The sequence below is a fragment of the Streptomyces rubellomurinus genome, from assembly GCF_000961885.1.
GTDB lineage: Bacteria > Actinomycetota > Actinomycetes > Streptomycetales > Streptomycetaceae > Kitasatospora > Kitasatospora rubellomurina.
In genome coordinates, this window is sequence record NZ_JZKH01000052.1 from 21,547 (window position 1) to 34,905 (window position 13,359).

At 71.6% G+C, this 13,359-nt stretch carries 11 protein-coding genes and 1 riboswitch; of the genes, 3 read left to right on the forward strand and 8 right to left on the reverse strand.

What is annotated here, in order from left to right:
* Positions 1 to 182 precede the first annotated feature (182 nt).
* Positions 183 to 959, forward strand: coding sequence for an IclR family transcriptional regulator (locus tag VM95_RS23415; protein ID WP_045700028.1), 777 nt, complete (start codon positions 183 to 185; stop codon positions 957 to 959).
* Here VM95_RS23415 and VM95_RS23420 read toward each other — a convergent pair.
* Complete coding sequence (locus tag VM95_RS23420; RefSeq protein WP_045700029.1) at positions 865 to 1,524, reverse strand: trimeric intracellular cation channel family protein; 660 nt, start codon at positions 1,522 to 1,524, stop codon at positions 865 to 867. The two genes, VM95_RS23415 and VM95_RS23420, sit on opposite strands and share 95 nt — an antisense overlap.
* A 159-nt stretch (positions 1,525 to 1,683) precedes the next feature.
* Here VM95_RS23420 and VM95_RS23425 point away from each other — a divergent pair, with 159 nt between their 5' ends.
* A complete protein-coding gene (locus VM95_RS23425) occupies positions 1,684 to 3,090 on the forward strand; it encodes an acyltransferase family protein (protein WP_052707522.1) in 1,407 nt (468 codons plus the stop codon).
* Positions 3,091 to 3,196: 106 nt separating this feature from the next.
* On the opposite strand, the gene VM95_RS23430 is transcribed toward VM95_RS23425, so the two are convergent.
* From VM95_RS23430 to VM95_RS23460, 7 genes are all read right to left on the reverse strand, one after another.
* Entirely contained in the window at positions 3,197 to 4,252 is a 1,056-nt protein-coding gene (locus tag VM95_RS23430; protein WP_045700030.1) for an ABC transporter ATP-binding protein, read from the reverse strand.
* A gap of 64 nt (positions 4,253 to 4,316) precedes the next feature.
* Positions 4,317 to 5,405, reverse strand: a complete 1,089-nt coding sequence (locus VM95_RS23435; protein ID WP_045700031.1) for an ABC transporter ATP-binding protein — start codon at positions 5,403 to 5,405, stop codon at positions 4,317 to 4,319.
* Positions 5,402 to 6,412 (reverse strand): ABC transporter permease, encoded by a 1,011-nt coding sequence (locus VM95_RS23440; RefSeq protein WP_045700032.1) that lies wholly within the window; start codon positions 6,410 to 6,412, stop codon positions 5,402 to 5,404. Before VM95_RS23440 ends, VM95_RS23435 begins: the two co-directional genes overlap by 4 nt.
* 114 nt (positions 6,413 to 6,526) lie before the next feature.
* Positions 6,527 to 8,299 carry an ABC transporter substrate-binding protein gene (locus tag VM95_RS23445; protein ID WP_045700033.1) on the reverse strand — a complete coding sequence of 591 codons (1,773 nt, stop codon included), beginning with the start codon at positions 8,297 to 8,299 and terminating at the stop codon, positions 6,527 to 6,529.
* Positions 8,300 to 8,351: 52 nt separating this feature from the next.
* Complete coding sequence (locus VM95_RS23450; RefSeq protein ID WP_045700034.1) at positions 8,352 to 9,341, reverse strand: ABC transporter permease; 990 nt, start codon at positions 9,339 to 9,341, stop codon at positions 8,352 to 8,354.
* Positions 9,342 to 9,798: 457 nt separating this feature from the next.
* Positions 9,799 to 10,716: an enhanced serine sensitivity protein SseB C-terminal domain-containing protein gene (locus VM95_RS23455; protein ID WP_078860424.1), complete on the reverse strand. Its 918-nt coding sequence runs from the start codon at positions 10,714 to 10,716 to the stop codon at positions 9,799 to 9,801.
* Between the two features lie 115 nt (positions 10,717 to 10,831).
* Positions 10,832 to 11,629: an enhanced serine sensitivity protein SseB C-terminal domain-containing protein gene (locus tag VM95_RS23460; protein ID WP_045700035.1), complete on the reverse strand. Its 798-nt coding sequence runs from the start codon at positions 11,627 to 11,629 to the stop codon at positions 10,832 to 10,834.
* A 191-nt stretch (positions 11,630 to 11,820) separates the two neighbouring features.
* Positions 11,821 to 11,925: riboswitch (glycine riboswitch) on the forward strand.
* Between the two features lie 230 nt (positions 11,926 to 12,155).
* Between VM95_RS23460 and gcvT the strand changes: the two genes are divergently transcribed.
* Entirely contained in the window at positions 12,156 to 13,277 is a 1,122-nt protein-coding gene (gcvT, locus tag VM95_RS23465) for a glycine cleavage system aminomethyltransferase GcvT (RefSeq protein ID WP_045700036.1), read from the forward strand.
* Positions 13,278 to 13,359 lie beyond the last annotated feature (82 nt).

Here is a 13,359-nt window from a genome sequence, read left to right on the forward strand (position 1 = left end):
GCAGCTATCCGGCCACCGGCCGGGCCCGGTGCCGGACATGGGGCTCCGGGTCCGGTTTGCACCACCGCGCCGCCGAGCGGCTAGCCTGACGAACGCTTCGCACCGGATCGACGAGCACCGGATCGGCGAGCACCGGACGAGCATCAGACGAGCATCAGACGAGACCACCCCGGGGGGCCGCCATGTCGCAGTCGGTCGACCGCGCGCTGACCCTGCTCGCCGCGCTCGGCGACGGCCCGCTGTCGCTGGAGCAGGCCGCCACCCGCCTGGGCGTGCACAAGTCCACCGCGCTGCGGCTGCTGCGCGACCTGGAGGAGCACGGCTTCGCCCGCCGCGAGCCGGACCTGCGCTACCGGCTGGGCGGCCGGGTGCTGTCGCTGGCGCACCGGGCGCTGGAGGAGATCGACGTCCGGCAGGTGGCCGCGCCGTACCTGGCGGCGCTGAACGCCCGCTGCGGCTTCACCGTCCAGTTGGCGGTGCTGCACGACGGCGAGGTGCTGTACGTGGACGAGGTGGCCGGGCAGCACGCCGCGCGGCCGCCCCGGATCGGGCGCCGGGCGCCGGTGACCGGGACGGCGGTCGGCCGGGTGCTGCTGGCGGGGCTGCCGGAGGACGGGGAGCGCGTGGACGGGCTGCCGCCGGAGCTGGCGGCGGTGCGCCGGCGCGGCTGGGCGGCGGAGTCGGCCGAGCACCGGGAGCCGGTGACGTGCGTGGCGGCGCCGGTGGCCGGCAGCGGCGGCCGGACGGTGGCGGCGTGCGCGCTGAGCGCCCCGGCGAGCCAGGTGCCGCCGGCCGAACTGGCCCGAATGGTGCCGGAGCTGCTGTGCACGGCGGAGGCGATCTCGCTGGCGTACGGCGGCTCGCCTACTCCTCGCTGGTGCGAGAACCGTTGCGGTGCCAGGCCCGCGGGGCGCGCCAGCCGTACTTCAGGGCGAGCATCCGCAGCACGAAGGCGGTGAGCGCGGCGGCGGTGCCGGTGGCGCCGGTGAGGCGGTCCGCGCCGATGAGGAGGGCGACCAGGCCGGAGCCGACCAGCGCGGGGACGGCGTAGATCTCGCGGTCCCAGCGCAGCAGCGCGGGGATCTCCCCGGCCAGCACGTCGCGGATCACGCCGCCGCCGGCGGCGGTCACCATGCCGAGGGCGATGGCGGCGACGGCGCCGAGCCCGTAGTCGTGGGCCTTGGCGGTGCCCGTGACGCAGAACAGGCCGAGGCCGAGCGCGTCGAGGGTCTGCACGGCCCGGTTGATCCGCTCGACCTCGGGGTGCAGGAAGAACACCACGAGCGCGGCGGCGAGCGGGGTGACGAAGTACCCGAGGTTGGTGAAGGCGGCGACCGGGGTGGCCCCGATGACCAGGTCGCGCATCACTCCGCCGCCGAGCGCGGTGACCTCGGCCAGGACGCAGATGCCGAAGATGTCCATGTTCTTGCGGACGGCGAGCAGGCCCCCGGAGAGGGCGAAGACGAAGATGCCGGCGAGGTCCAGGGACTGCTGCACGTCGGTGGGGAAGATCTGCGAGGTCACGGAGACAACTATGACCCGAGCGGAGACCTCCTCCGGCACGAGCGGAACCGCCCGCTCCGCCCGGCCGGATGGTCACGGTCCGGTGGAGAAGCCGCCCGCTCCGGACGTTCCATCTCCCCCGAACGACCCCTGCCCCACCGTTTCGGCTAGCCTCCGCCTGTGAAGCTGATCGAACGCGCATCCAGGCGACGCACCGGCGGCCAGGCCGTCGACGGCGCTCCCCCGTCCCCCGCCCCGTCGAGACTCGCCTGGCTCGACGCGCTGCGCGGCATAGCCGCCCTCTCGGTCGCGGTGTACCATCTCGCGCTGCCGTTCTACTGGATACCCCACGGCACCAAGGTCCCCGGCTACGCGGACCCCGGGCTGTTCGGCGTGATGCTGTTCTTCCTGGTCAGCGGGTACATCATCCCGGCCTCGCTGGAGCGGCGCGGTGACGTCCGCGGCTTCTGGGCGGGCCGGTTCTTCCGGATCCTCCCGGTGGCCGTCCTGACCGTGGTCGGCAGCCTGCTGATCCTGCCCCGCCCCTACGCGGTGGTCCAGGGCTTCGCCTTCGACCACCCGCTGCTGTCCTCCGTGGCCAACGGCCTGATGCTGCAGGACATGATGGGCATCCCGAACATCATCGGGGTGATGTGGACGCTCACCTACGAGATGATCTTCTACTACTTCGTGACGGCCCTGTTCGTCATGGGGTGGCACCGCAAGAGCGCGCCCATCGCGATCGGCTTCGCGGGCTTCGCCCTGGTGCTCGGCAGCTGGCTGGCCCTCGGCACCATCTCCACCGACCTGGCCTCGACCCGGCACCTGGTCGCCGCGGCCGCCCTGGTCGTCGCCATGGCGATGGCCTGCATCTTCAGCGGCCGCTTCGACCTGACCCGCTGGGGCGGGCTGATGCTCGGCGGCCTCGGGCTGGCGCTGATCCTGCTGAACAGCCGGTCCACCGGCTTCGAGACCATGATGATCTTCGCCACGATGTTCGCGGGGACCGTCCTCTACCGGCTGGAGCACGGCCAGATCGACCGGCTCCCCGCCATCCTCACCTGCGTCTTCGTGGCCGCCTCCGGCTTCACGGTCGGCTACCTCTACAACCGCGGCGCGGCCATGGGGCGGACCTTCACCGGCGGCTCGTGGATGTCGTTCTCGTACGCCTACCTCGCCGCCTGGGCGGTGTTCGCGATCGGCATGCTGCTGCGCAAGCGCCGCTGGCCGCGCTGGCTCAGCTGGCTGGGCGCGATCAGCTTCTCCGTCTACCTGCTGCACAACCCGCTGATCCACGGCATGAACTGGATGCTGCAGGGGCACGCGCCGATCGTCACCTGGAAGGACCGGAGCATCCAGTTCGCCGCCTTCATGGGCGCGCTGCTGCTGATCAGCTGGATCGCCTACCGGCTGGTCGAGATCCCGTTCCAGAACCTGGGCCGCAAGGCCGTCAAGGCGCTGAACCGCCGCTTCCCGGCGAGCTTCACCCCGCCGCCCGTCGCCGGCGAGCGGCCGGCCGCCGGCACGGTGGTCGCCCAGGCCGCGCCGGTCGAGCCCGAGAAGGCGCTGTCCGGCACCGGCAGCTGACGCCCGGACGAACGAAGTCCGCCCGCCCCCGGCTGCCGGGGGCGGGCGGACTCTTCTCTCTCGACGACGCTCGGCTCGCCGCGTCAGCCGGGTTCTCCGGGCTGTGCTACTCGTTCCCCTCGCTCCGCTCGGGGAAGTGGCACGCCACCTGGTGCCCCGTCTTCAGCGTCGCCAGCGGCGGCTCCTGCGCGGCGCAGACGTCCTGCGCCTTCCAGCACCGGGTGCGGAAGCGGCAGCCGCTGGGCGGGTTGATCGGCGAGGGGACGTCGCCCTTGAGCAGGATCCGCTCGCGGCCGCCCTGCTGGCGGCGGCGCGGGTCGGGGACCGGCACCGCGGACATCAGGGCGTTGGTGTACGGGTGCATCGGGCCGCTGTAGAGCGAGTCGCGGTCGGCGATCTCGACGACCTTGCCGAGGTACATCACCGCCACCCGGTCCGAGACGTGCCGGACCACCGAGAGGTCGTGCGCGATGATCAGGTAGGTCAGACCGAGCTCCCGCTGGAGGTCGTCGAGCAGGTTGACGACCTGGGCCTGGATCGAGACGTCGAGCGCCGAGACCGGCTCGTCCGCGACGATCATCTTGGGCCGCAGGGCGAGCGCCCGGGCGATGCCGATGCGCTGGCGCTGGCCGCCGGAGAACTCGTGCGGGTACCGGTTGTAGTGCTCGGGGCTGAGCCCGCACAGCTCCAGCAGGTCCTGGACGGCCTTCTTGAGCCCGCCCTCCGGGACCGCGTCCTGCAGCTTGAAGGGCGCGCCGACGATGGTGCCGACGGTGTGCCGCGGGTTCAGCGAGGAGTACGGGTCCTGGAAGATCATCTGGATGTCGCGGCGCAGCGGCCGCATCGCGCCGACGCCCAGGTGGGTGATGTCGGTGCCCTCGAACTCGATCTTCCCGCCGGTGGGCTCGTCGAGCCGGGTGACGAGCCGGCCCATCGTCGACTTGCCGCAGCCGGACTCGCCGACGACGCCCAGGGTCTCGCCGGCGTTGACGGTGAAGTCGATGCCGTCGACGGCCCGGACGGCGCCGGTCTGGCGCCGCAGCAGCCCGCCCTTGATCGGGAAGTGCCGGGTCAGGCCGGTCACCTTCAGCAGCGGCTCGCGCACGTCGGCGGGCGTGGACGACGGGATCGCCGCCGCCTCTGTCGCCTGAGTGTCCGTCATCGGTTCTCTCCAGAATGGTGGTACGAGGCCGGGCTCGCGGAGGCCGTCCTCACAGAGGCCGGGCTCACAGCCGGGGCGCGATCTCTTCGGCGAAGATGCGGTGCCGTTCGGCCACCGGGAGGTGGCAGGCCGCGTGGTGCCCGGGGGCGGCCTCGGTCAGCACCGGCAGCTCGCTGCTGGAGCGCCCGCCGGTCAGGTCGGCGTACGGGCAGCGCGGGTGGAAGGCGCAGCCGCTCGGCACGTTGATCAGGCTGGGCGGGGTGCCCTTGACCGGGACGAGCCGTTCCTGCAGCTCCCGGTCGAGGCGCGGCATGGAGCCCAGCAGACCCCAGGTGTAGGGGTGTTCGGGCGCGTCGAAGAGGGTCTCGGCGGGGCCGCGCTCGATGCACTTGCCGCCGTACATGACCAGGATGTCGTCGGCGAGCTCGGCGACGACGCCGAGGTCGTGCGTGATGATGATGACGGCGGAGCCGAACTCGGCCTGGAGGTCGCGGATCAGGTCCAGGATCTGGGCCTGGACGGTGACGTCGAGGGCGGTGGTGGGCTCGTCGGCGATCAGCAGCGAGGGGTCGTTGACCAGCGCCATGGCGATCATGGCGCGCTGGCGCATGCCGCCGGAGAACTGGTGCGGGTAGTCGTCCACCCGGCGGTCGGGCTGCGGGATGCCGACCCGGTCGAGCATCTCGACGGCGCGGGCGCGGGCCTGCTTCTTGGAGGCCTGGGGGTGGTGCACCCGGTACGCCTCGACGATCTGCTGCCCCACCGTGTAGTAGGGGTGCATCGCGGTCAGCGGGTCCTGGAAGATCATCGCCAGTTCCCGGCCGCGCAGTTGGCGCACCCGGTCGGGGCCGGCCGCGATCAGGTCCTCGCCGTCGAGCCGGATCTCGCCGGTGATGCCGGCCCGCTTGCTGCGGTGCAGGCCCATGATGGCGAGCGAGGTGACGGACTTGCCGGAGCCGGACTCGCCGACGATGCCGAGGGTGCGGCCCTTGTGCAGGTCGAAGCTGACGCCGTCGACCGAGCGGACCAGGCCGTCGTCGGTGTCGAAGTGGACGCGCAGGTCGCGGACGGAGAGGAACGGGTCGCCGGCCGGGGCCGGGTTCCGGGGGGCGTCCTGCACGGCGTCCGCCGCGGTCTTGTTGAGGTCGGTCACGAGAGCCTCACCCGGGGGTCGACGAGCGCGTACAGGAGGTCGACCACGAGGTTGCAGACGACGATGAAGAAGGCGGCGAGCAGGGTGACGCCGAGGATCTTGGGCAGGTCGTTGTCGGAGATCGCCTGGACGGCGAACTGGCCGACGCCCTTGAGCGAGAACACCTGCTCGGTGATGAGCGCACCGCCGAGCAGCAGGCCGAGGTCCATGCCGAAGATGGTGATGATGGGCGTGAGCGCGGAGCGCAGCCCGTGCTTGACGACGACCTTGCGCTCGGCCAGGCCCTTGGCCCGGGCGGTGCGGATGTAGTCCTCGCTCATGGTCTCCAGCATTCCGGCGCGGGTGAGCCGGGCGTAGAGCGCGGAGTAGAGGAAGGCCAGCGAGACCCACGGCAGGATCAGGTTGCGGGCCCACATCAGCGGGTCGTCGGTGAAGTCGACGTACTCGAGGTTGTCCAGGATCGGCCACTCGTAGCTGAACAGCGTCAGCAGCAGGGCGCCGGTGAAGAAGACCGGCAGCGAGACGCCGGCCAGGGCGACGCCCATGGAGAGCCGGTCGAAGATCGACCGCGGCTTGAGGGCGGAGATCACGCCGGTGGTGACACCGGAGACCAGCCAGAGCACCGCCGCGCCGATGGCGAGCGAGATGGTGACCGGGATCCGGCTGGTCATCTCCGGCCAGACCTCGAGGTGGTTCTTGAAGGAGTAGCCGAAGCAGGGCACGTGGCAGGTGGCCGGTTCCGGGCCGAACTTGTACTCGGCGCCGCTGACCAGGGCCTTCAGGAAGTTCCAGTACTGGGTGTACAGCGGCTGGTCGAGGCCGAGGTTCGACTTGACCGCCGCGATCGCCTCGGGGGACGGGTTCTTCCCGATGTACTGGGCGGCCAGCTGGTCGGTGGTCTCGCCGGCGAAGCGCGGGAGCAGGAAGAAGATCGCGAAGGTGACCGCGCTGACCACCAGCAGCAGCACGACGGCCGCGAAGATCCTGCGAATGATGTAGGCAAACACAGTTGGGCGGCTCGGGCGCCCGCCGCCGTCCGGGATCTTCCGGACGGGCGGCGGGCGCCGCTGCCTTCACCTGCCTTCAGGGATGCGGAGCCGCTCGTGCTCTCGCTCGGGCTCTTACTTGGTGGTGCCGATGTTCAGGTAGTCGTACTCACCCGAGAAGGCCGGGGTGGACGCGATGTTGGTCGCGTTGTCCGGGCGGTAGAGGAAGACCTTGAAGTCGGTCAGCGGGACGTAGGTCGCGGACTCCATGACCTTCTTGTCGATGTCGCCGTAGATCTTCTCGCGGGCGGCCCGGTCGGGGTTGACCGCGGCGTCGTCGAGCAGCTTGTTGACCGCCGGGTCGTTCAGCTGCGCGAGGTTGCTGTTGCCGGAGGGCTTGATCGCCCGGCCGTCGACGATCTGCTGCAGGAAGCCGTAGCCGGTCGGCCAGTCGGCGCCCCACTGCATCATCATCAGGCCGATGTTGTGGTCCTGGGTGAACTGCGGCGCGCCGGCCGAGTCGGTCAGGTACTTGCCCTGCGGGAACTGCTGGATCTCGACGTTGATGCCGACCTTCTTCAGCTGCGCCTGGATCTGGGTGGCGGCAGCGACCTCGGTGGCACGCTCGGTGCGGGCGGACAGGACGGTGCTGATGCTGTCCTTGCCGCAGGCCTTCAGGGCGTCCTTGGCCTTGGCCTCGTCACCCTTGTTGTCCTTGGTCTCGTACAGGTTGAAGTCCTGGTGGCCCGGGATGTCCGGCGGGAGCACGGTGTTGGCCACCTGGCCGCGGATCGGGCCGCCGAGCGCGGTCTGCACCGCGACCTTGTCGATCGCGAACTGGACGGCCTTGCGGCACTCGATGTTGTCGAACGGCGCGACCTTGCTGTTGATCGCCATGTAGACCAGGCGGCCGCCGTAGGCGTTGTCGGTCTTGGCCTTGAGCTTGTCGTCGCGCAGGATCTGCGCCTGGGTCTGCGGGTCGACGCCGCCGCCCACCAGGTCGACCTGGGCGTTGCCGGCCAGCAGGTCCTTGTCGATGGTGGCCTGGTCGATGTTCATCTTGAGCACGATCTTGTCCGCGAGCTGCTTGCGGATCGGGTCGGTGCTCTTGTCCCAGTTGGTGTTCGGCACCAGGACGGCCTGCTTGCCGTCCTCGTAGGACTCGAACTTGTAGGAGCCCGAGGCCGCGATGTGCTTCACGTAGTCGGCGCCGGTGTCCTTGGCCTGCGGGACCGGCACCGTCTGCGGGGCGCTGACCAGGTAGTCGAAGTCCGCGAACGGGTGCTGCAGGTGGAAGATGATCGTCGTGTCGTCCGGCGTCTCGATCGACTTCAGGTCGCCGGACTTGTCCTTGTACGGGCCCTGGTACTTGTCCGGGTTGTCGACCAGCAGGTCGTGGAAGTACGTCGGGCCGTTGGAGTTCACCTCGGGCGCGAAGTTCGAGCGCTCCACGGCGTACTTGACGTCCTTGGAGGTGATCGGGGTGCCGTCGTCGTACTTCAGGCCGGCGCGCAGCTTGTACGTCCAGGTCAGGCCGTCCGCGCTGGGCTGGCCCAGGGACTCGGCGAGGTCCGGTACGAGCTTGTTGCCGTCCTCGCCCGCGGCCGGGTTGAAGGTGGTCAGCGGACGGCCGTACAGGCGCGAGAAGTTGTAGATGTAGGCGTAGTACGTGTTGCCCGGGTCGAGGGAGTCCGGGGTGCCCTTCATCTCGTAGGTGACCGTCCCGCCCTTCTTGTCCGAGGCGTTGACGATGTTCTTGACGGCCGCGTTGGCGCCGCCGGCGTTGGCGTCGTTGGCGCCGGCCGAGGACTTGCCGCTGCCGCCCTTGGCGCTGGACGAACAGCCGGTGACGACCATGACCACGGCGGCGGCCGCGGCGGTCAGCGCGAGGGTGCGGGACCTACGCATGGGTGAGATCAACCCCTTGAGGATGTGGAGGAGGGAGGTTCCTGACGCAGAGTCAGTTGCTCTTGGGATCGAGGGCGTCACGCAGCCCGTCGCCGAGCAGGTTGAACGCGAGCACGGTGATGAAGATCGCCAGGCCGGGCACCACCATGTACTGGGGGTCCACCTGGTAGTAGTTCTTCGCGTCGGCCAGCATGCCGCCCCAGGAGGACTGCGGGGGCTGGATGCCGACGCCGAGGAAGCTCAGACCGGCCTCGAAGAGGATGTTGGTCGGGATCAGCAGGGTCGAGTAGACCAGGATCGGACCGACCAGGTTCGGCAGCAGCTCCTTGAACAGGATGAACGGGCCGCGGGCCCCGAGGCTGCGGGCCGCGTGCACGAACTCCCGCTCGCGCAGCGAGAGGGTCTGTCCGCGCACGATCCGGCCCATGTAGGGCCAGTTGAAGAACCCGATCACGAAGATCAGCACCATGATGTGCAGCGGGAGGCCGTGCAGGCCGAACGCGCCGCCCTGGAGCGAGGCGGAGATCGCGATGGCGAACAGCAGCAGCGGGAACGCCAGGAAGACGTCCATCAGCCGGCTGATCAGGGTGTCCACCCAGCCGCCGTAGTAGCCGGCCATCACGCCGAGCACGGCGCCGAGGGTGTTGGACAGGAGGGTCGCGCCGAAGGCGACCAGCAGGGAGACCCAGGAGCCGTCGATCACGCGGGCGAGCAGGTCACGCCCCTGCAGGGGGTCGACGCCGAGCGGGTGGTCGCCGCTCATCCCGCCCCAGTCGCCGAACGGCAGGCCGCCGAGGTCGGCGTCCAGCAGGTCCGTGTTCGAGGCGTCGGGGTCGAGCCCGAACAGGGACTCGATCGGCTGGGACAGCAGGGCGAGCAGGATCAGCAGGATCACCACGACGCCGCCGGCGACGGCGGCCTTGTCCCGCTTGAAACGGGTCCAGGCGATCCGGCCGAGGGAACGGCCCTCGATCGTCTTGGCCGGGCTCGGGGAGGCCGGTGCCTCCGGCTCGTTCCCGGCGGTAGTGATGGGTGCGGTCATGGTCAGTAGATCCCCTCGCCGACGGTGGCCGGCCCACGGGCGCCGGACGCCGGGGGTCGGCGGTGCGGCTGCGGACGTGCGGAGGTGCAGGAGTTGCTTGGCAGTTGTGCGCGGCGGTGCGTCGTGCACGAGTTACTTCCCCCGTGCGGGATGGGCGTCACACGGCGGATCGAGCGGTCGGCGTGCGCGTTCACCTTCGTGGGGTAACCAGTACGCGCTTTGCGTTGCGCAGAACTCTCTGCCATCCGAACTGGCTTGCGCCAGCCCTGACAACCGACAGATGCCCAACTGTGATCTGCGTGCATGCACCACGGGATTCGGTGGCATATCCCTCTTCACACCGCTGTAACAGCCATGTCAAGATGCCTGGACGGCAATCGACCCGAATTCGACCGGAAAACACCGAAGCCGACCTGATGCGAAATCAAGTCGGCTTCGTGCGAACGTGTTTGGTGATTCAGCGCCCCGGGTATCCGGGCCACTGCCCCGGCGGCGGCTGCTGCCCGGTCCAGCCCGGCGCGGGCGGCTGCGTGCCGTAGTAGCCGGGCTGCCCGTGGTACGGCGGCGCCGGCGGGTGGTACGTCCCGGCCGGCGGGCGGCCCGCCTCCCGGTCGAAGAACGGCCGCGCGTTGGCGCGCATCCACAGCGCCACCGGGTCGTACTCGTCCGCCATCGCCACCGTGGACACCGCCAGCCCCTCCGGGGCCACCGCGATCGCCCGCTGCATCAGCGCGCGCACCGCCTCCACCGCCGGCGGCGAACTCTCGTACAGCTCCAGCCCGATCGCCAGGTACGGCTCCCCCACCGCCGGCTGCACCCAGGCCCGGCGCAGCGCGCGCACCGCGCGCACCTCGCCCGCCTGCCGCGCCAGCAGCGCGAAGAACTGCTCGGCGTTCACCTGCGGCTCGCTCAGCTTCAGCGGCCCGGCCGGCAGCCGGTCCAGGCCCGCCGCGATCCGCCGCAGGTCCGCCCAGGGCACGCCGACGCCGCCGCCCGGCGCGTGCGGGTTGAGCCACAGGCCCCAGCGGGTCCGGTACAGCGAGGCGGCGATCTCCCGACCGGAGATGACCTCGTGGGCCCTCGCCCAGCCGGAGGCGGTCAGCTGCTCGGCCGAGGTGACGGCCGGCGCATAGCCGTGGCCGCTGATCTCCATGTTCCCGTACTGGGCGTCCGGGCTGCCCGGCGTGCCGTGCCAGAGCAGCATCCACACCTGGCCGTCCGCCAGGGCGCGGAGCAACTGCTCGTACGCGTCGTAGCGTTCCGGCGCGACCTCGCGCAGGGCGCGCTCCAGCGCACCCGGGTCCGCCCCGGGGCGCCCGGTCGGCGCCTGGCCCCAGGGCCCCGGTCCACCCACCGCTCCCGCTCCCGCACTCATGCGCCCACCTCGCCGCGCCTCTTTCGCTCTTCCCGCCGGCCGTCAGCCGTCTGCACGCACCCTATGGCGCGGCACCGGCCACCGCCACGGCGACGTGCCTGTGAACCGACCCCGCTCACACCCGCGAGTAGAACGGCATGACCCGGGTGAGCAGCCACTCGACCACCGGGTCCTCGGCGAGGTCGAGCAGCACGAGGTGGACGCCACCGGGCAGCGGCGCGGTTCCCAGCGCCCGGCCGAGCGCCTCGTTCACCGCCGCCGGGTCGGCCGGGGCCGCCAGGTCGAGCTGGACGCCCACGAACATCACGGTCGGCTCGCCCTCGACGCTCGCCAGCGCCCGACGCGCGGTCAGCACCCCGGGCAGGGCCGCGAGTTCGGCCCGGCAGGCGGCCAGGAAGTGCTCCGGGTCCTCGCCCGGCACCGGCTCGCGCAGCGCCACCCGGCCGCCGGTCGGGGCGTCGGCAGCGCCTTCGGGAAGCTCCCAACGAGCGGCGTCCCGGGGGCCACGGCGCAGCTCGGCCACCCCCTGCGGCGGCACCGGAATCCCCACCGCCGCCTCCGGGTTGACCGCGATGCCCACGCCCAGCGGCAGCCCGCGGGCGAACTCCCACACCGGCGCGACCGCGAACGCCATCCCCGGCGCCTGCTGCAGGAACACCTCCTGCGAGGAGAACACCGGCACGTACGGCTCGCCGCCCAGCTCGATGGTCGGCAGGTCCAGCGACCGCCCCTGCGGGTCGCCCCCGGCGGGCAGCGGGATCCACACCTGGCTGCGGGCCAGCACCTCGATCACCCGCGGCGTCGCGCCCGGGTCGCCCAGCGCGGCGGTCAGCACCTGCTCCAGCTCGTTGGCCGGCCACGTGCCGCCCTGCGGCGCCGAGTCCGGACCGCCCCACCCCTGCTGCTGCTCCACCGGGCACCCCGTCCGCCGCCGCTCCGCCGCCGGCCGCCCTGTGCCGCACCGACGCGGAGCAGTTTAGAGGGCGTGTTCGGTGCTGGGGCCGGGTGTGACCCAGCCCCCTCTCCCTTCGCCGCCCCGGACGTGCCATGATGTGCGCGTCCGACGGCATGCGCCGCGGGCTCCACAACTCCACACCGGCCGCTCGAACCCGCGCGGGAGAGCCCGGAGTGCCGCCACGGCGGCACAGCCGGCGCCGAAGGAGCAAGTCCTCCCCGGAATCTCTCAGGCCCCCCTACCGCACGGGTTAGGCACATCTGGAAAGCGGCGCACGGCCCGGTCGCGCGCCCACCCACGGTGCAAGCCGCCATGCTGTCCCCGATGCTGGAAACCAGCACCGGGCAGTGGGCGGTGAAGCTCTCAGGTTCGACGACAGATGGGGAGACCCACGCCGCCGCATGCCCGCGCGCAGGGTCGGCCCCCGAGCGGGTCCGGTCCGGCACGCGCACCCCTGAGTGCCCCGACCGAGGAGTTCCTGGCCATGTCGTCCCTCCGCCTGACCGCGCTCGACGCGCTGCACCGCGCCCTCGGCGCGACCATGACCGACTTCGCCGGCTGGGACATGCCGCTGCGCTACGGCAGCGAGCGCGAGGAGCACCTCGCCGTCCGCACCAAGGCCGGCCTGTTCGACCTCTCGCACATGGGCGAGATCACCGTCACCGGCCCCCAGGCCGGCGAGATGCTGGACCACGCGCTGGTCGGCTTCGTCTCCGCGCTCGGCGAGCTGCGCGCCCGCTACACCATGATCTGCGCCGAGAACGGCGGCATCCTGGACGACCTGATCGTCTACCGCCTGCGCGAGGACGCCTTCCTGGTCGTCGCCAACGCCTCCAACGCCCAGCTGGTCCTCGACGAGCTGATCGCCCGCGCCAAGGGCTTCGACGCCGTCGTCACCGACGACCGCGACACCTACGCGCTGATCGCCGTCCAGGGCCCGGAGGCCACCGGCATCCTGGCCGGGACCACCGAGGCCGACCTGCCCGGCCTGAAGTACTACGCGATCCTCCCCGCCCAGGTGGCCGGCCGCGACGTGCTGCTGGCCCGCACCGGCTACACCGGCGAGGACGGCTTCGAGATCTTCTGCGCCCCGGCCGACGCCGAGGCGATCTGGCAGGCGCTGACCGAGGCCGGCGAGGGCCGCGGCCTGGTGCCGTGCGGCCTGTCCTGCCGCGACACGCTGCGCCTGGAGGCCGGCATGCCGCTGTACGGGCACGAGCTGTCCACCGACCTGACCCCGTTCGACGCGGGCCTGGGCCGGGTCGTCCGCTTCGACAAGACCACCAACGGCGGCGCCTTCGTCGGCCGCGCCGCCCTGGAGCGGGCCGCCGCCGCGGCCGAGACCAACCCTCCGAAGGTCCTGGTCGGCCTGGTCTCCGAGGGCAAGCGGGTGCCGCGCGCCGAGTACACCGTGGTCTCCACCGAGGGCGCCCCGATCGGCCGGATCACCTCCGGCGCGCCGTCCCCGACGCTGGGCCGGCCGATCGCGATGGCCTACGTGGACGCGGCCCACGCCGCCCCCGGCACCACCGTCGCGGTGGACGTGCGCGGCAAGCACGAGCCGGTGCAGGTCGTCGCGCTGCCGTTCTACAAGCGCGCGCGCTGACCCCTCCCCGCTCCCCCCGCTTTCCCATACGCGCACGTCGCAGCCGTCCGAGTGGCGGCCCGCTTCGTCGTACCCGCTTCCC